The 17180-nt window shown below is 40.6% G+C and carries 20 protein-coding genes; 7 read left to right on the plus strand and 13 right to left on the minus strand.

The features are described 5' to 3' along the window. Positions 1-83: 83 nt before the first annotated feature. The 3 genes from B7725_RS06855 to B7725_RS06865 form a co-directional block, all read right to left on the minus strand. Complete coding sequence (locus B7725_RS06855; protein ID WP_084875319.1) at positions 84-731, minus strand: recombinase family protein; 648 nt, start codon at positions 729-731, stop codon at positions 84-86. A gap of 92 nt (positions 732-823) precedes the next feature. After that, a complete protein-coding gene (locus tag B7725_RS06860; RefSeq protein ID WP_084875321.1) occupies positions 824-1216 on the minus strand; it encodes a hypothetical protein in 393 nt (130 codons plus the stop codon). A gap of 139 nt (positions 1217-1355) precedes the next feature. Continuing rightward, a complete protein-coding gene (locus B7725_RS06865) occupies positions 1356-2249 on the minus strand; it encodes a hypothetical protein (protein WP_158085814.1) in 894 nt (297 codons plus the stop codon). 342 nt (positions 2250-2591) lie between these two features. Here B7725_RS06865 and B7725_RS06870 point away from each other — a divergent pair, with 342 nt between their 5' ends. From B7725_RS06870 to B7725_RS06895, 7 genes are all read left to right on the plus strand, one after another. Next, positions 2592-2852: a hypothetical protein gene (locus B7725_RS06870; RefSeq protein WP_084875324.1), complete on the plus strand. Its 261-nt coding sequence runs from the start codon at positions 2592-2594 to the stop codon at positions 2850-2852. Between the two features lie 10 nt (positions 2853-2862). Next, positions 2863-3108, plus strand: a complete 246-nt coding sequence (locus B7725_RS06875; protein WP_084875325.1) for a hypothetical protein — start codon at positions 2863-2865, stop codon at positions 3106-3108. A gap of 156 nt (positions 3109-3264) precedes the next feature. Beyond that, positions 3265-3870: an MT-A70 family methyltransferase gene (locus B7725_RS06880; RefSeq protein WP_084875327.1), complete on the plus strand. Its 606-nt coding sequence runs from the start codon at positions 3265-3267 to the stop codon at positions 3868-3870. A 162-nt stretch (positions 3871-4032) separates the two neighbouring features. Then, a complete protein-coding gene (locus B7725_RS06885; RefSeq protein ID WP_084875328.1) occupies positions 4033-6186 on the plus strand; it encodes a type IV secretory system conjugative DNA transfer family protein in 2154 nt (717 codons plus the stop codon). Further along, positions 6173-6943, plus strand: coding sequence for a replication-relaxation family protein (locus B7725_RS06890; RefSeq protein ID WP_084875330.1), 771 nt, complete (start codon positions 6173-6175; stop codon positions 6941-6943). The genes B7725_RS06885 and B7725_RS06890 overlap by 14 nt, the downstream gene beginning before the upstream one ends. After that, positions 6936-7058 carry a hypothetical protein gene (locus B7725_RS10215; RefSeq protein ID WP_275655510.1) on the plus strand — a complete coding sequence of 41 codons (123 nt, stop codon included), beginning with the start codon at positions 6936-6938 and terminating at the stop codon, positions 7056-7058. Before B7725_RS06890 ends, B7725_RS10215 begins: the two co-directional genes overlap by 8 nt. A 74-nt stretch (positions 7059-7132) precedes the next feature. Beyond that, positions 7133-8812, plus strand: coding sequence for a recombinase family protein (locus B7725_RS06895; protein WP_239823779.1), 1680 nt, complete (start codon positions 7133-7135; stop codon positions 8810-8812). 74 nt (positions 8813-8886) lie between these two features. Here the strand turns inward: B7725_RS06895 and B7725_RS06900 are convergent, their stop codons facing one another. From B7725_RS06900 to B7725_RS06945, 10 genes are all read right to left on the minus strand, one after another. Continuing rightward, entirely contained in the window at positions 8887-9306 is a 420-nt protein-coding gene (locus B7725_RS06900; protein WP_000940837.1) for a F0F1 ATP synthase subunit epsilon, read from the minus strand. A gap of 10 nt (positions 9307-9316) precedes the next feature. Beyond that, a complete protein-coding gene (atpD, locus tag B7725_RS06905; RefSeq protein WP_000094371.1) occupies positions 9317-10723 on the minus strand; it encodes a F0F1 ATP synthase subunit beta in 1407 nt (468 codons plus the stop codon). An 85-nt stretch (positions 10724-10808) separates the two neighbouring features. Beyond that, the gene (locus B7725_RS06910; protein ID WP_000301231.1) at positions 10809-11687 is read right to left on the minus strand and encodes a F0F1 ATP synthase subunit gamma; all 879 of its coding nucleotides are present in this window, start codon (positions 11685-11687) and stop codon (positions 10809-10811) included. A gap of 15 nt (positions 11688-11702) precedes the next feature. Continuing rightward, positions 11703-13208 (minus strand): F0F1 ATP synthase subunit alpha, encoded by a 1506-nt coding sequence (gene atpA / locus B7725_RS06915; RefSeq protein ID WP_084875334.1) that lies wholly within the window; start codon positions 13206-13208, stop codon positions 11703-11705. Between the two features lie 14 nt (positions 13209-13222). Beyond that, positions 13223-13759 (minus strand): F0F1 ATP synthase subunit delta, encoded by a 537-nt coding sequence (locus B7725_RS06920; RefSeq protein ID WP_033584142.1) that lies wholly within the window; start codon positions 13757-13759, stop codon positions 13223-13225. After that, positions 13759-14253 (minus strand): F0F1 ATP synthase subunit B, encoded by a 495-nt coding sequence (atpF, locus tag B7725_RS06925; RefSeq protein WP_000558551.1) that lies wholly within the window; start codon positions 14251-14253, stop codon positions 13759-13761. The genes B7725_RS06920 and atpF overlap by 1 nt, the downstream gene beginning before the upstream one ends. A 13-nt stretch (positions 14254-14266) precedes the next feature. Then, positions 14267-14980 carry a F0F1 ATP synthase subunit A gene (gene atpB / locus B7725_RS06930; protein WP_000392856.1) on the minus strand — a complete coding sequence of 238 codons (714 nt, stop codon included), beginning with the start codon at positions 14978-14980 and terminating at the stop codon, positions 14267-14269. Positions 14981-15014: 34 nt separating this feature from the next. Continuing rightward, the gene (locus tag B7725_RS06935; RefSeq protein WP_001054552.1) at positions 15015-15215 is read right to left on the minus strand and encodes a F0F1 ATP synthase subunit C; all 201 of its coding nucleotides are present in this window, start codon (positions 15213-15215) and stop codon (positions 15015-15017) included. 231 nt (positions 15216-15446) lie between these two features. After that, positions 15447-15758: a CHY zinc finger protein gene (locus B7725_RS06940; protein ID WP_080566831.1), complete on the minus strand. Its 312-nt coding sequence runs from the start codon at positions 15756-15758 to the stop codon at positions 15447-15449. 14 nt (positions 15759-15772) lie between these two features. Then, complete coding sequence (locus tag B7725_RS06945) at positions 15773-17059, minus strand: peptidase U32 family protein (RefSeq protein WP_084875336.1); 1287 nt, start codon at positions 17057-17059, stop codon at positions 15773-15775. Positions 17060-17180: the final 121 nt, after the last annotated feature.

The following is a 17180-nucleotide window of genomic DNA, read 5'->3' on the forward strand; positions in this document are numbered from 1 at the left end:
TTAAATTCGCATTTTCTAAAATATTCACATTGTTATTTTGAATGTTTCGCCAAATGGTCGTTAATCGAAACAAATTTACGCACTCATTCTACCATTTTGTCCTGCTTTTGGCAAGTATTTTGCAAAACTTTTTTGCGATTATTCGTCACCTTGTTTCGTTCCAACACCTTATATACGGTTGAAGTGGAGATTCGTTCTGCTTTTGCAATATTCCGTATGCTCGTATTTGTGTAGAGATAAAGATCAAGGATGCGCTCTTCTTTTGCTTTTTCTATCCGCTTGGCACCCAACCGAATGCCTTTTTCCTTGGCTTTTCGAAGCCCTTCACGGGTACGAAACCGTAAGTTTTCTAGCTCGCTCTCTGCCACAAAACCTAAGATCATACAAAGCAACCTGCCAATAAGCGAGTCAGTTTCCAACTTTTCGTGCAAACTAACGAGCTGGATATGATGTTTGTTAAGCTGTTCGATAATCTCTAATAGCTTGAACATAGAGCGAGTGAGTCTGTCAAGCTTATAGATAGTGAAAGTGACTTGCTTGCCATTTTTCGAAAAACTTTTAGCTAAGTTTAGAGCCTTTTCAAGTTCAGGGCGAGCATTATATGAGCCTGATTCTTTTTCGATAAAGAGCTGGTCACAGTGTTTGAGAGCCTCAATTTGCACCTCTAAGCCTAAGTCTTGCTTGTGGGTGGAAACTCTGGCATAGCCAATGTTGATGGTATTTTGAGACATAAAAAATCCTCCTGTTATGTTGATTCAGGGGGATATTTTACTATGGATTGAGGGATTAGAAAAGACCTCTCATTCAGAGAGGTCTCAAAAAATCAAATGTTGCTATCTTTCAACCCTTCTTTTAAAAGCAAATATTGATCATTCGTCAACCCAAGAATTTCCTGCATGATATACTCAATAGTATCTTGGAGTTCCCGTTGTTCAACAGAGCCCCTTTCATACAAAAGTTTAGACGAACCATCTGTTTTAGATATATACCTCATTACATTGTCAATTGTTTTTTCATTCTTTTCAGATAACTTAACCTGTTGTTTGAAAGTATATCCTGTAATTTTTTCAACAATTTCTCGACCATCAGACATAAATGGCATGTAATCAAAGTGAATTAATAATCTTCTTGCCACACTCTCTTTTGAATATGGGTCATCAGCGGTATCGTTCCAGATTATTTGTTTAATTCTGTCAGGAACACGATTTTGAAACATATATTTTACCTCCAAATTTTACCCACCGCTTGCTCGGTAGGTATACTTATTTCCTACCAAGTGCAAGGGCTACAAATCAGAAGTAAAGTCTGAAAAGTGCGAAAATATTAAATTCTACAGTTTAATTATACACTAATATTTATATTTTGTCAATAGAACCTATAAACTCTTGAAATCGAGTAGTATAAGTATCATTAGTTAATTTACTCATATACTCAATTGCCTGTGTTTTAAAATTATTCTCATATAAAAATTTCAAAATATCAAATAGATATTTATTATTAGTAATTTGACGAATATGCTTGTCGATAAATTGAATCTTATCGTCATTTGATATTTCTTCTTTAGACAAATATATTTTAAAAATTCTATCTAAATAAACATTATTACTTATTTTAGAAATCATTTTATCGATAAAGTCTTGCATAATTTCATCATTGTGGAATCCACTTTCAACAGCATACTCAATCACTCTACTGATATGAACAGAATTTGTCATCTTTTCAAAGCATAAATTCATGGCACTTTCGTTTTTCATATCAAAAGCTATCAAGCATAATTTTTCAAGTTTAGCGTTATTATCAGTGTTAATAATGGCTTTTTGCAAATCTTCGAGAGTCTTAATTTTCAAATCAATATTAACAGTATTTTCTATAGTGAAATAGAACACCTCTTTTAAAAAGTTATACGTAATGTCATTAGTAATAATATCTATTAGTTTATCCTTATCTTTACAACTAATATTTTCCGAATTATTTATTAAGCTGATTATACTCGCTTTAACTTCCCTGCTATCTTCAACTAATCGTTTCTTAGCAAAGTAATTTACATTATCTATTGAATTTTCCATTTTTCCAACCTTTAATTTTTTCATTAATATTTTAGACGGATTCCTACTCCGGCTCATTAAATAACCAATAACATTTTTCGAATAGTCTCCAAGACTGTCTTCAAAACATACCAAAAATTCTTTTACGAAAGTCGTCCTACCAATATAACTTCTATGATTTTGATTTAACATGAGCATATCCATAAATGTCGCAAAGCATAGATGATACATGATTTTGTCTCCATTCTGTTGTTTTTGTTGTTTTTAGGTGATAGTTCAGGAATGCGATTAGTATTATACTAAAATCATCAAAGGAATAAGTCGACTTCCCCCTCTGATAAACCTTTTACTTTCATTATACTCTTTTAAGGAGGAAAAATCTCTTGCTAACAATACTTATCTTTTTGCCGTATCTTCTAACCTCAGCTGTTGCGATATATTTCACAAATAAAAGGTCTAGAAAATAATTGACTACAGGTTTATATTAAGTTATGTAAGCCCCACTAATATAAACCTGCCTCTATGGGGCTATTAAGGAGAAAAACTATGTTCCCATCAAATACTCAAAACCAAACTGACACTACACCACAACTGGCGAATCCATTTCAGCTTGAAGTTGCCAAATCACTTTCAAAGGAGATGGCGGTACTTCAAAAGAATCAGCTTCTGACAGCAGACATTCTTAACAAAGTAGGCGACCTTTCGAAGCTCGAGGCAGATATTCTGGCAAAAACTCCCCATGCTAAGGAACGCACAGATTTCATCATCAAGACTTTTGCTTTGGTCGCCTCTCAGCAGATAAGATAGGAGGTTCCCTATGAATGAACTTATCTTGCCCATAATTTTTGCCGTTTCTCTTGGATTTGTGGCTGGCGTTATTGCCTTGTTGGTATATCTTGATTCTCAATCTAAAAAACAACCTGTCAAAGAGAAAAACAAAAATCTTCTTCCTGTTTACACTAAAGAAGAAATTGAACTAGCTCAATTTCTTGAAAAAAGGCAAGCCATCAACGAGGCATTTCTCTCAGCTCAGGCGGAATTACTCAAAGAACTTCGAAAGTGAAGTAATTTTTACATCATCAAACAAAACAGGAATATTTTAGCACTTTAACAGATTTAGTCCCATTCACATCGCTCCCAATCCATAAACTGCTTATGCTCCCTTTTACTAGTAGTTTCTGGTATGCTCGGAGCGTCACAAAACAGAAAGGATTACATAATGACAAATACTACACAACCAAAGAAATTCAAAACCATCCTCGCTGATGTTCCCTATATGAAAAACCAAACAGGAAACTACGGAGCCTGCAAGCATTACAACCTGATGAGCCACGAGGATATCCGCAATATGCCCATCAAGGACATTGCTGACGACAACGCTCACCTCTGGTTTTGGACTTCCAACTCTTACATCGAGGATTCCTACGACATCATTCGAGCGTGGGGCTTTGAGCCTAAAAGTATTTTTACTTGGGTTAAACCAACGCTGGGTTTGGGAACTTATCTACGAAATTCCACCGAGCATGTCATTTTCGCCACTCGCGGAAAAGCACCAATTAAGTTCAGGGGGCAAATGAATTGGGGATTCTTCCCAAAACAAGACCATAGCCACAAGCCTGAAGAACTCTTTGCCATTATTGAACGTTGTTCTGAGCCAGACTATCTGGAACTATTTGCACGGAGACCTGTATCTTCTAATAAAAAATGGGCAATCTGGGGAGAAGAAGTTGAAAGTGATATTATCATCTCTCACTATCCCGTTCCTCAATATTCTAAAAATCCCATTGACTACAGAAAGGCAGATGATGAAGTGTGCGAAAAATAGTTGGCTATATCTTGCTTTTCATTCTGCTAGCTTATTTGGTCAATCGGGCGGTTCACTGGCTAATCGAAATTGCCCTACCCTTAAGCCTGCTTGCCGTATTACTTGGTGGCGGAATGCTTTCCTTTCGCTATTGGAAAAACAAAAGAGATTGGAGGTGAACCGATGAAACGCCCAACAAATTTTGAAGCGTTCGAGATGGATTACACTCGCCCCGTGGAATTTCAAGATATACTGGATTTGATGGTGCGACTCTCAGGCTACACCAGACGCCAGCCCTTCGTTTTGGAGATTCGTTTAACGAAAAATGAGGTGCGATATTTACTTCTCAGTAGCCCACTAGACACGCCCTATTTACATAAAATGTTGCAGGTTTCCAATGACATTCAGTTTTCGAAACTTCGCCCTAAAGAGAGAAAAACATCTGAAAAAGCGTGGCGTGTAGCTATCAAACGCAACCATTTTAGCCTCAAAACAGATGGCGTTGAAAATTTCACTCGTTCCTTTTTAGCACTATGCCATCACCTCAAACCATTAGAGGAAATCTGCGTGCAGGTTGTGGTAGGCAAGTCTCGTTCGCCAAAACCGCTGGCTCGAGATTTGTCGCATCTTAACGCCACTTGGTGGCAGTGGATTTCAGGGAATATCCCAAAGCTTTCCAAAGACGCCGATAAGCTGATTCGGGAGAAGCTATGCCACGCCCAGTTTCAAGCAGATGTACGGATTGGCGTGCGAGGTGATAGCCATTTTCGTAAGAATGAGCTATACCATACCGTTTTAGGAGCCTTTCGAATGTTAGAATCCAGCGGTGTCGAACTTTTTCTCAACCCAATTTCCAGCGAGAAAGTGAATAAAGTTCAAATTCCGTGGTCTTTTCCACTCACCCTTTCTTCGCAGGAACTTGCCAGTTTTTGGCTTGCCCCGATTGGCGAAGGCGAGCTGTCTGGGGTTGCCAATATTCACCCCAAAATTCTCCGCCTGCCTTTGGGCTATAAAGTGCCAGATGTGCCTGTTCGAAAATTCGGTGAAAGCCTTAAAAACGAACCACTCCAAATTTTACCCCGAGATGCCACCCAGCACCTCTTGGTTTTGGGTGGAACGGGTGTTGGAAAATCTACCTTGCTCGCCCAACTCATTTTGGCAGATATTCAGGCAGGCAGAAGCACGCTGTTAATCGATCCCAAAGGCGACTTAGTGCAAGAAGTTTTGGCTCATTTTCCAAAAGAACGGCAGGCTGATTTGGTTATCATTGATCCCAGCTCCAGCAACAAAATTATCGGACTCAATCCTTTTAATCTCACTCGCTACACCTCGCCTGAGCTGGTGGCGGATATGTTGCTTAATCTTTTCCAAGAACTTTTCAGCGACAACTGGGGTATTCGCACGGTTGATGTGCTCAGCCACGCCTTAACCGTGATGGCACAAGTTGAAAATTCTAATTTATCCCAACTGCCTCAATTTTTAACCAACCTTGCCTTTCGCCATCAGATACTTTCGCAGATTTCCGACCCCTTTCTCTTGGATTTCTGGCAGGGCTACAACCAGCTAAGCGACGCCAACCGTGAAGTGTTAATCTCGCCCGTTCTGAACAAAGTTCGTCAGCTATTATTGCGAAAAGAACTGCGAGCCATGCTTGCCTCCACTTCAAAAAAGTTTAATTTGATTGAGCTATTCACGAGTAAAAAGGTGGTGCTGGTGAACCTTAACCGAGGGCAGATTGGGGTGACAAACGCTAAATTTATAGGGTCGCTTATCACCAACTACATCTACCAGCTAACCCTCCACCAAGCCCGTCTCTCCCCTGAAAATCGCCCTTTCCTGCCCATTTACATTGATGAGCTGGGGCAATTCCTTAAGCTCCCTGTGGATTTGGAGGATGCCCTCGCGGTGTCTCGTTCGATGAAAGTGGGCTACATTCTTGTCAGCCAGCACCTAACGCAACTACCACCAACTCTCCGTACCAGTATTTTGAGTAATTGTCGCAGTAAAATCATTTTCACGCTGGAACACCACGAAGCTAAAGAGCTAGCAGCTCAAGCCCTTGACCTCGTCGCTGAGGATTTTATGAGCCTTGCACCTTTTCACTTTTATGCTCAGATGCCCATTTTTTACAATAATTTTAAGTGGGTTTCAGGCAAAAGTTTACCTCTTTCGAAGATTAAGCAATCAATTGACGATCTTTACATCGAAAGTTTGGGACGATATGGCGATGATTTAGGAGATTTTGAAATAATTACCCCACCGCAAAACAAGAAAGATGAAATTCCGCCCGCAAACTTAGGACGGAAAAAGCGAGGAGGACAAAATGGAGAAAATTGAACTAATGGAAAAAGAACGAAAGATTTTAACCCTACTCGCCCAGTGCCGTTATGCGACCACCAAGCAGATTGTCGCCCTCTATTTTCAGGATAGCCAGCATTCGCGAACTGCTTTCCGAAGAGCTAACTTGCTTTTAAACCATATCAAAAATCGCCAACTCATCAATCACCTCGAACGGCGAATCGGTGGTGTGCGAGCAGGTTCAGGCAGTTTCGTTTGGTACATCACGATAAAAGGGTTAAAAGCATTACATCATCCACAACGCTTTAAAAATAAGTATGAACCCACCGCCCACCACTTGGAACACACGCTGGCGGTGACACAAGCGTATGTTTTTCTGAAATTGTTGGAAGAAGCTGGCAAAATCCAGCTGGAACGGTTCAATTTTGAACCCACCTGCCACCGCACCTACGCCACCTTTTCGGGCAAGAAGATTTTTATGAAACCTGATGCTTTTGCCCAGCTGGTTTTGGGCGAATACGAGGACAGTTATTTTTGCGAAATCGATATGGCGACCGAAAGCCTGAACCGCGTGGTTAACCAGTGTAAAAAGTACATCGCTTACTACCAAACAGGCATCGAGCAGCGAGAGCAAGACGGTGTGTTTCCACTGGTGCTGTGGATTGTGCCACACGACAAACGCAAAGAGGCGATTTCGAAGAAAATAGAAAGCAAGCTGAATAATTTTCAGCCAATGTTTCAAGTGTTGACATTGGAGGAATTTAGTGAATGGATTGGAGGACGAACAGATGAGTAGCAAAAAAGAACGAATTACCAAAATTGGGCGAGTAACATTTATGATTAGCCGAAAGTTTGGCGGTTCGAAAAGTTTGAAAGAGCTGCTAGAAAAGCTGATTTTGCAGGAAAAATAACCCCCAAACACTGGACTTCTTCGCCCTTTCGAGGTATCCTGTCCATGGGTTAGAGTGTATTGAAAGGAGACACGATGACAAACAGCACATTAATAAGGCAGATTCCAGATTGGACGGAGGTGAAGTTTGAGGGCTTAACCGACATTAGCGTTTTGTATTGCAGGCTTAGCCAAGATGATGGTAATCTCGGAGATAGCAACTCAATTATTAACCAAAAAATGGTTTTGAAAAATACCGCCGAAGCAGAACACCTGCCGAACCCTATTTACTTCATTGATGATGGAATTAGTGGAGTGACTCTCAACCGTCCAGCCATCCAAAAGGCTCTGGAGCTAGTTGAATCTGGTAAAGTTCGCAATTTTGTCGCCAAGGATTTATCTCGGATTGCTCGAAACTATCTGTTTTCTGGACAGTTGTTAGAGATGACTTTTCCTGAAAACAATGTTCGGTGTATTGCGGTAAATGATAGCTACGACAGCCTAAAGCAAAGCGATAATGACGCCAACCTACTCCCTCTTCGCAACCTGTTTAATGAATGGTTTGCGAGAGATACTTCTAAGAAGATTCGTGCCGTACAAAAAGCCAAGGCACAGGCTGGAGAACGATTAACCACTGTGGCAATATACGGTTATCGAAAAAATCCCGACAATCCAAAAGAGTGGCTGATTGACCCAGTTGGTGCAGAAATTGTAAAGCGAATTTTCGAAGAGGTTAAATTGGGTAAATCTTTAAAACAAATTGCTCGAGGTTTAGAACACGACAAGGTTGAGACACCATCTTATCGCAGATTAAGTGTAGGAGATAAAACTAATGTCATTAGCTATAGTCGCTATGCGTGGCAAGTTGCAACTATTGAAAAAATCCTACAACGCCCCGAATATCTGGGGCACACCGTAAATCACCGCACTTCTAAGATTTCTTTTAAAGATAAAAGGAAAATTTACAATCCCAAAGAAAACTGGCTTATCTTTGAAAACACCCACGAAGCGATTATCGACCAAGTAACCTTCGATATTGTGCAAAAAATGCGACAACACAAACGCATTTTATCCAAGCCACGCTTTGAAAAAGGGCACGAAAATTTCTTTGCAGGATTGGTATTTTGCGGCACTTGTGGTTCGAAGCATTACTTCTGTGCTCACGATAAAAATGGACGAAACTTAGACCATTACAAGTGTTCGAAATATGCCAAAACCTTCGACCGCTGTGAAAATCCCCATTATATTCGAAAAGTTGAACTGGAAGCTTTAGTTCTTCGAGAGTTAAATGACTTGATTGAGGAGATTCAAATAGATGAAACAGGATTTTTTAACTCACTTCAAAAGAGATTCGAAATAGAATCCAGCCGAAAAACTGCCCAACAACGAAAAGTCGTTTTGGAAAAGGAAAAACGCTGTGAAGAAATTGACCAGCTCATCCAAAAACTCTATGAAGACAATGTTTTGGGCAAAGTATCTGATGAACGCTTTATGAAAATGACGCAAAATTATGAAGCAGAACAAAACGAACTAGATCAAGTTTTAAGTAACTTAAAATCCGAATTGAGCAAAAATGAAGCCGATAGCCAGAATATTGAGCAATTTATTAAGCGGATTCGGAAATTCACGCATATCGATAAACTGACGACCGAGATTTTGAATGTTTTGATTGATAAAATTGTGATTCATAAACCAGAAGGCACGAAACGTAACCGAATTATTAAAATTGATATTCATTACAACTTTATTGGAAATGTAAACAAAGAAAATGAGTAGCTGATAACTACTCATTTATAAATATAAAATCCGACTGCTGGGTGATAATACACCTAAGCAAGTTCATTTTTATTTTATAATTTATTTCCGACATTGATACGGTTAATGGCACGTTGCAAAGCAACCTTAGCTCGCCGTTCTTGGTCAATCAAGTGTTTATCTTGTGCTTCTTCAATCTCACGTTCAGCACGAAGTTTAGCACGTTGGGCACGGCTAATATCGATATCACGAGCACGTTCTGCTGAGTCTGCTACAATAGTAATGATGTCATTGGCAATCTCGATAATTCCTCCGTTCACTGCAATCCAGTTCACATGAGTATCGTCATCGATTCGTTTTACCTTTACTTCATCAACCGCTAAAACCGCAATCATATTTTCATGTCGTGGCAAGATCCCCATCTCACCATCCAGAGTTCGTACCGATACAAAGCTGGCATGGTGATCATAGACGAGGCCATCTGGTGTCACGATCTGGACAGTTAAATGAGCCATAGATCACCTCTTAAAATCCCATTTTCTCAGCCTTAGCAATGACGTCTTCGATTGAACCGACACCACGGAAGGCATCTTCCGGTAGATGGTCATGTTTTCCTTCAAGGATTTCCTTAAAGCCGCGAACTGTTTCCGCTACTGGTACATAAGAACCAGGTTGACCAGTAAATTGTTCGGCAACGTTGAAGTTTTGAGACAAGAAGAACTGGATACGACGGGCACGGGCAACCAAGGTCTTTTCTTCATCAGAGAGTTCATCCATACCAAGGATAGCAATGATATCTTGCAATTCATGGTAACGTTGAAGGACACGTTTGACTTCAGCAGCAACTGCATAGTGCTCCTCACCAACAATCTCAGGTGCCAAGGCACGAGAGCTTGAAGCAAGTGGGTCAACGGCTGGGTAAATCCCCAACTGTACCAACTTACGTTCCAAGTTAGTTGTTGAATCCAAGTGAGCGAAGGCCGTTGCTGGCGCAGGGTCAGTATAGTCATCCGCTGGCACATAGATAGCCTGGATAGAAGTTACAGAACCCTTCTTAGTTGAAGTGATACGCTCTTGCAATTGACCCATTTCCGTAGCAAGGGTTGGTTGGTAACCAACGGCTGAAGGCATCCGACCCAAAAGGGCAGATACTTCTGAACCAGCTTGAGTAAAACGGAAGATATTATCGATAAAGAGAAGCACATCTTGGCCTTCTACATCACGGAAGTATTCAGCAATTGTCAAACCAGTAAGGGCAACACGCATACGTGCTCCAGGTGGTTCATTCATCTGACCAAATACCATGGCTGTTTTCTCGATAACGCCTGATTCTTTCATTTCCCAGTAAAGGTCGTTCCCCTCACGAGTACGTTCCCCAACACCGGTAAATACGGAAATACCACCGTGTTCTTGGGCAATATTGTGAATCAATTCTTGAATCAGGACAGTTTTACCAACTCCGGCACCACCGAAGAGTCCAACTTTACCACCTTTTAGGTAAGGGGCAAGAAGGTCGATAACCTTGATCCCTGTTTCCAAGATTTCAGATGAGGTAGACAATTCATCAAAAGTTGGAGCTTTCTTATGAATTGGCTGACGCTCAGCGTCTTCAGCGAAAGGAGCATCCAAGTCAATGGTATCTCCCAAAACATTGAAGACACGTCCCAAAGTTTCTTTACCTACTGGCACAGAGATTGGACGGCCTGTGTCCAAAACTTCCATTCCACGAGTCAAACCATCTGTTGATTCCATGGCGATCGTACGAACCATACCATCACCCAACTCCAAGGCTACTTCAAGGACGATTTTTGTTTTTCTTTCGTCATTTTTGTAGACGACAAGTGCATTATTAATCTCAGGAAGTGTTTCCCCTGCTGCGAACAAGACGTCGACAACGGGTCCAATAACCTGAGCAATTTTACCTGAACTCATCTCCTTCTCCTATTCTATATAAGATACTGTCGGTTCCTAGTTCACCTAGGGCCTAAGTTCATTTTGATATGAGGGAGGCAAAGCCTTATTCTAAGGCACTAGCCCCCGCTACAATTTCTGTAATTTCTTGTGTAATCGCCGCCTGTCTGGCACGGTTATACTGGATTGTCAAATCATTGATGACTTTCTTGGCATTATCAGTCGCCGTTTGCATGGCTGTCATACCTGCAGCATTCTCAGCTGTCTTGGCATCGATGATAGCCCCGTATATCATACTTTCTGCAAACTGAGGTAACAACTGCTCTAGAATCTCATCACGACTCGTTTCCAACTCAAAGGTCAAGCTATACTCTTCATCCGCTTCATTTGGATCTAAGTCAACAATCGGCAGCATTTGTTCCACACGCATTTGACTTGTGAGAGTATTGACATGATGATTGTAGCAGACGTATAATTCATCAAAAAGTTCATTTTGATACATTTCAATCGTTTTTGAAATAATTTTACGAACTTCATCAAAACTTGGTTGGTCAGCCAAGCCACGTAGTTCATAGATTGGTTGAATGCCACGAGCCTTAAAGAAATCAGCTCCCATACCACCAATACAGATTATCTCAAAACCTGTACCATCTGGATGGTATTCTTCTTTCAGCTCCATCACAGCTTTAAGGATGGAAGCATTATAACCTCCAACCAAGCCACGGTCTGAAGTAATAACGATATAGCCTGTTTTCTTAACTGGGCGACTAATGAGCATCGGATTGGTAGAACCACCAGATCCGTTACCATGCAGAATATCCGTCAAAAGCTTACGAACCTTCTGAGCATAAACTTGAAAGTTGCGTGCTGCTTCTTCAGAGCGACCTAACTTGGCAGCCGATACCATTTGCATGGCATTGGTGATTTGACTAGTATTTTTTGTTGAGGCGATTTTTGTTTTAATATCATTTAGAGATACTGCCATTTGACACCTCTATTCTTATTGGAAGCTGGATTGATTGAGAAACTCTGTAATCGCAGCATCCAAGACTGCTTCTTCTGGCAAGTCTTTTGTTTCACGAATAGTTTCCAAAATCTCTGGATGTTGTGCATCAAAGAAATCATGAAACTCTTCCTCAAAACGAACAATGTCATCTACAGGAATCGTATCCAAGAAACCATGTGTCAAAGCATAAAGAATGGTTACTTGTTTCTCAACAGGTAATGGTTTATGAACTGGTTGTTTCAGAACTTCAACGGTACGACGTCCACGATTTAACTTAGCTTGAGTAGCCGCATCCAAATCAGAACCAAACTTAGTGAAGGCTTCCAACTCACGATATGAAGCAAGGTCGATACGAAGTGTACCAGCAACCTTCTTCATAGCTTTGATTTGTGCAGAACCACCTACACGAGATACAGATGAACCCGCATCAATAGCTGGACGAATACCCGCATTGAAGAGACCATCGCCAAGGAAGATTTGACCATCTGTGATTGAAATCACGTTGGTTGCGATATAAGCAGAGATATCTCCTGCTTGTGTCTCGATAAATGGTAGAGCTGTGATTGAACCACCACCAAGTTCATCAGAAACCTTAGCTGAACGCTCAAGCAAACGGCTATGAAGGTAGAAAACATCCCCAGGGAAGGCTTCACGACCTGGTGGACGACGAAGCAAGAGGGAGAGTTCACGATAAGCGACCGCTTGTTTTGAAAGATCATCATAAACGATCAAAACATGCTTCCCTTGGTACATAAACTCTTCTGCCATGGCAACCCCAGCATAAGGAGCTAGGAAGAGCAATGGAGAAGGTTGTGAAGCAGAAGCTGTCACAACGATTGTGTAGTCCAAGGCACCGTACTGACGAAGTGTTTCAACTTGCGTACGAACAGTTGACTCTTTTTGTCCAATCGCTACATAGATACAGATCATATCTTGACCTTTTTGGTTCAAAATAGCATCAATAGCGATGGTTGTTTTCCCTGTCTGACGGTCACCGATAATCAACTCACGTTGACCACGACCAATCGGAACAAGGGCATCAATAGCTTTCAAACCTGTTTGCAATGGTTCTGATACAGACTTACGTTGCATAACACCAGGAGCCGACGCTTCTACTGGACGAGACTTATCAGTATGGATTTCTCCAAGACCGTCAACTGGACGACCAAGTGGATCCACAACACGTCCAATAAGGCTCTCACCAACAGGAACTTCCATGATTTTACCTGTACGACGAATTGTATCGCCTTCACGAATATCTGTAAAGTCACCTAGGATGATAATCCCAACGTCTGTTGACTCCAAGTTTTGCGCCATTCCATAAGAGCCGTTTTCAAAAATCAACAGCTCTCCACTCATGGCATTTTCAAGGCCGTGAGCACGCGCAATTCCGTCCCCGATATAGGTTACAACACCTGTTTCAGATAGATCAAAATTGGGTTTGAAATTTTCAATTTGTTGCTTAATTAAAGCGCTGATTTCTTGTGCGTTAATTGCCAAAAGAACACCACTTTCTATTTCAAATTTTCTTTAACAACTCGAAGTTGTTGTTTAATACTCACATCAATTGTCTTGTGATTAGCAAAAATGACAAAACCACCAATGAGTCCTTCATCAATTTGTTCTTTGACGCTCCGCACTTTCAGAGACATTTTTTTCTCTATCAATGGGAGCAGACGTTCCTTCTGTTCATCTGTTAAAGGATGGGCTGAAGAAATAGTTACTACAAAACGATTGGTCTCTTTTTCAAGGCGATTCAAACAATCTGCAATTACTTCATAAAAAAGATTTGCTCTGTGATTGTAAACCAGAACTTGAATAAAGTTTTGCATTAAAGGTGAGACAGAGTCTTGAAAGAAACCAACTGTTTTTTCCTTATCTGACTCATCGACTGCCACCTGAGCTAAAAAAGAAGGTAAGCCCGTTTCTTCTGCGACTTGCTTGATTTGATCCAAGTCTGAAAAAATCCGGTCCTCTTCTCCTTTTTCAATCACTAATTGGACAAAAGGCATGCTGTACTTTTCAATGACCTTTGCTGTTTTCTTGTCCATTAGGCTTCTCCTAGCTGATCGATATACTGATCAATGAGTTCCTTATGGGCATGACTGTCAAGGTTTTGTGAGATGATTTTCCCAGCTAGACTAACTGTCAAATCTGCCACCTCGCCCTTAACACTTTGTAAAGCCTCAGCTTTGTTTTGCGCAATTTCTTGGTTAGCTTTTTCTTTCAAGCGACCAGCTTCTAGCTTAGCTTCAGCCAAAATATCTGATTTACTCTTTTCAGCTGTCTCTTTAGCATTTTCAATGATAGTTTTAGCTTCACTACGACTACCTGCCAATTCATCTTCGCGCTTTTGAGCAAGAGTCTCTGCTTTTTGACGAGCTTGTTCAGCGCCATCAATATCAGCAGCAATCTTTTCAGCTCGTTCTTCAAAGATACTCGTCAAGTTTGACCATGCGTATTTTTTGACTAGGACGACCAAAAGGATAAAAGAGCCAGCGATTAAAATAAAGTTACCAATCAATTCACCTACTGTTACGTGCATCATTTACTCCTTTCTACTCTTCATCATTAATTTTATTTCCTAGATACATTGAAGACAAGACTGTGAATACATAGGCCTGAACACAGGAAATAAACACAGAGAATGCCGTCCAGACAAGATTGGTAACAAATGCGACTGGATACCAATAAAGAGCCTGATGAGAAAGAGTAATAAGCAAGCTTGCCATCACTTCTCCGGCAAAGATATTCCCAAACACCCGCAAAGCAAGTGATAGGAAATTCGTGACTTCTTCAAGGAGATTCATCGGTGTCATAAAACCTGGGGTAACAAAGCCTTTCAGATACTTTTTAACACCACGGCGACGAATTCCTTCTATATGGGTCATCAGGATAATTCCAAATGACAAAGCCAAGTCAAACTGGAGATTTGCAGTTGGCGATGTCCAAAGGTTTGTCCCATCTGTAGTTTGAAGTTTCGCCATCAAACCAAGATTGTTTGCGATAACCATAAAAAGAAATAAACACAAGTAAAAGAGTGAGTAATCTTTCATGTACCGAGAACCTACGTTGGGTTCTGTAAATCCGACTACAAAGTCATAGAGATACTCTAGTACATTTTGCTTTCCTTTGGGTTTCACAGTCATATTACGACTTGCCCAATAGATAAAGCCAAAAATCAGTGCCACAGACAACAAAGTCAATGCTGTCAAGGTTAAATCAAAGGTAACAGGACCAATATTGATGGTTGGATTGATACTTTCTTCCATCTAGAATCCTCCCTTTTCCATTTTATACTTCTCTTTATTTGATGATAAATGAAAATACGAGAGTTACAAAGAATGTTCCTTCGATAAAGGCAATCCCCATGATCATCAAACTACGCAATTGTGGGATGATGTCTGGTTGGCGTGCTGCAGACTTGAACAAACCGTTCATCAAAAATCCTTCTGCAAGAGATACACCCATACAGGCAAGACATAGACCGAAAAATGTTAAATTCATGATGAATTCTCCTTTTATTTAAAATTTACTTACTTAGTTTAGTCCTAAAATTTGTTTTTGTCAACTTTTTACTTACGTTGGAAGCGTTTCAGATGATTTATTTCTATTTTTGCTATTTTTATACCACTGTATAGATAAGTTTCTCATTTTATGATGAAATGTGTTTCCACTTTTTCTATATTTTCCGAAATAAATTGAAAAATCCAAGTTTAGAACTTGGATAGATTCATTTTATTTGAAATAGTAGGAATAGTGTTGTTTACACCCTGGATTAAATGGAGATTTGCAATAAGGGCAGGCTATTTGTTTTTGATATTCTTGAAATGTTATTGTCCTCATACAAGCCCCACATAAAATCGGTCGATCCTCCGCAAGCGTCAAGGGGTAAGGTGAAAACAAATGCGTTTCTATAGCATTGTGGCACTGATAGCAAGCATAGTATTTTTTACACTCATAGCACTGGAGGGAAATAATATCCTTTTCACCATGATAGTGAACACATCTGCTTTCATTATCTACCAACAATCCTTGCACTTGAATCATTCACTTTTCCTTATCTAGGCACGAACTGTGACACTTGTCCCGTCTTCCTTATAGAGATTGATAAGACCTTCTTTGAGAGCTCGAACCATATCCCCAGCTTGCACAGGTTGAGGAACCTTAATGGTCAAGAGTTCCATTGGATTTGGAGCACGGTCGATTTTATTGCCTTTAGAATCGTGAAGATTTTCGATATAGGTTTCAAAATGACGGAAACCAGGTCCATAAAACTCAACTTGATCTCCTTCATTGATAACATTCCGTTGACGAATGGTTGCTGTCTGGGTTGCATCATCATAAGAAACCACCTCAGCGACAAACTTGTATTCAGGGATTTTACGACGTGCACCAAACAACTGTTCATTTTCTGTAGGTGTGCTATAGTAGAAACCTGTTGCCAATTCACGTTGGGCAACCTTCCACATCTCATCTACCAGGTCTTGTTTAATAGCTTCAAATTTTTCTGGGCTTTCAAGGTAAGCATCCACAGCCGCCTTGTAACAGTTGGTCACAGTTGAAACATAGTGGATTGACTTCATACGACCTTCAATTTTTAGACTATCCACATCATTTTCAATCATATCTGGAATATGATCAATCATGGACATGTCAACGGCTGACATCGAAAATTCTTCAGGAATTTCACCTTTAAGACTCTTGCGTTCTTGACCAAAAGGCATGTCGTAAAGGTCGTATTTCCAACGGCAAGACTGCGAACAACCACCACGGTTGGCATCACGCATACTCATGTGGTTTGATAGCGTACAGCGACCTGAGTAGGAAATACACATAGCTCCGTGAACAAAGGCTTCAATTTCTACATCAGTGCGTTTGCGAATCTCTGCCAATTCTTCCATTGAAACCTCACGCGCCAAAACGACACGAGTCAAGCCCAGTTCTTTCCAAAATTCAAGCGTTTCATAGTTCGTCGCACTGGCTTGGGTAGAGAGGTGGATTTCAAGACCTGGTGCTTCTGTTGCTGCAATCATAATCAAGGCCGGATCTGACACGATAACTGCCGCAATCCCAATGTCACGCAACTTACGGAACCACTCACCAGCCCCAGCTTCATTTCCTTCGTGCATAACCATGTTGGCAGCTACATAGACCTTGGCACCATACTTGGCAGCGAACTGCACGCCTTCTTCCATCTGTTCAAAGGTGAAGTTTCCTGCACGGCTACGAAGACCATAAGCTTGTCCACCTATAAAAACAGCATCAGCTCCATACCGAACAGCCACTTTCAGCTTCTCTAAAGTCCCTGCAGGCGATAAAACCTCAGGACGTTTTAATGTTTTTGTCATTTTTTCTCCTATTTGCAATATAAAAGTTTGACGTTTTCCTTCTCATTTTATAGTAAATAATGGATAAAATCAAGCCTAGACAGATTGTTTTGACAATTCTAATCTTTTTTAAAAACTAAAA

The sequence above is a fragment of the Streptococcus oralis subsp. tigurinus genome (assembly GCF_002096275.1).
GTDB classification, from domain to species: domain Bacteria; phylum Bacillota; class Bacilli; order Lactobacillales; family Streptococcaceae; genus Streptococcus; species Streptococcus oralis_CN.

Bases quoted from the DNA above. Each gene is read 5' to 3' on its own strand.
- atpD (WP_000094371.1), bottom strand. From the start codon at position 10,723: ATGAGTTCAGGTAAAATTGCTCAGGTTATTGGACCCGTTGTCGACGTC.
- B7725_RS06935 (WP_001054552.1), bottom strand. From the start codon at position 15,215: ATGAATTTAACATTTTTCGGTCTATGTCTTGCCTGTATGGGTGTATCT.
- B7725_RS06900 (WP_000940837.1), bottom strand. From the start codon at position 9,306: ATGGCTCATTTAACTGTCCAGATCGTGACACCAGATGGCCTCGTCTAT.
- B7725_RS06910 (WP_000301231.1), bottom strand. From the start codon at position 11,687: ATGGCAGTATCTCTAAATGATATTAAAACAAAAATCGCCTCAACAAAA.
- atpF (WP_000558551.1), bottom strand. From the start codon at position 14,253: ATGCACGTAACAGTAGGTGAATTGATTGGTAACTTTATTTTAATCGCT.
- atpB (WP_000392856.1), bottom strand. From the start codon at position 14,980: ATGGAAGAAAGTATCAATCCAACCATCAATATTGGTCCTGTTACCTTT.
- B7725_RS06890 (WP_084875330.1), top strand. From the start codon at position 6,173: ATGGAGAAAATTGAACTAATGGAAAAAGAACGAAAGATTTTAACCCTA.
- B7725_RS06860 (WP_084875321.1), bottom strand. From the start codon at position 1,216: ATGTTTCAAAATCGTGTTCCTGACAGAATTAAACAAATAATCTGGAAC.
- B7725_RS06885 (WP_084875328.1), top strand. From the start codon at position 4,033: ATGAAACGCCCAACAAATTTTGAAGCGTTCGAGATGGATTACACTCGC.
- B7725_RS06875 (WP_084875325.1), top strand. From the start codon at position 2,863: ATGAATGAACTTATCTTGCCCATAATTTTTGCCGTTTCTCTTGGATTT.
- B7725_RS06865 (WP_158085814.1), bottom strand. From the start codon at position 2,249: ATGGATATGCTCATGTTAAATCAAAATCATAGAAGTTATATTGGTAGG.
- B7725_RS06880 (WP_084875327.1), top strand. From the start codon at position 3,265: ATGACAAATACTACACAACCAAAGAAATTCAAAACCATCCTCGCTGAT.
- B7725_RS06895 (WP_239823779.1), top strand. From the start codon at position 7,133: ATGACAAACAGCACATTAATAAGGCAGATTCCAGATTGGACGGAGGTG.
- B7725_RS06870 (WP_084875324.1), top strand. From the start codon at position 2,592: ATGTTCCCATCAAATACTCAAAACCAAACTGACACTACACCACAACTG.
- B7725_RS06940 (WP_080566831.1), bottom strand. From the start codon at position 15,758: ATGATTCAAGTGCAAGGATTGTTGGTAGATAATGAAAGCAGATGTGTT.
- B7725_RS06920 (WP_033584142.1), bottom strand. From the start codon at position 13,759: ATGGACAAGAAAACAGCAAAGGTCATTGAAAAGTACAGCATGCCTTTT.
- B7725_RS06945 (WP_084875336.1), bottom strand. From the start codon at position 17,059: ATGACAAAAACATTAAAACGTCCTGAGGTTTTATCGCCTGCAGGGACT.
- B7725_RS06855 (WP_084875319.1), bottom strand. From the start codon at position 731: ATGTCTCAAAATACCATCAACATTGGCTATGCCAGAGTTTCCACCCAC.
- B7725_RS10215 (WP_275655510.1), top strand. From the start codon at position 6,936: ATGAGTAGCAAAAAAGAACGAATTACCAAAATTGGGCGAGTAACATTT.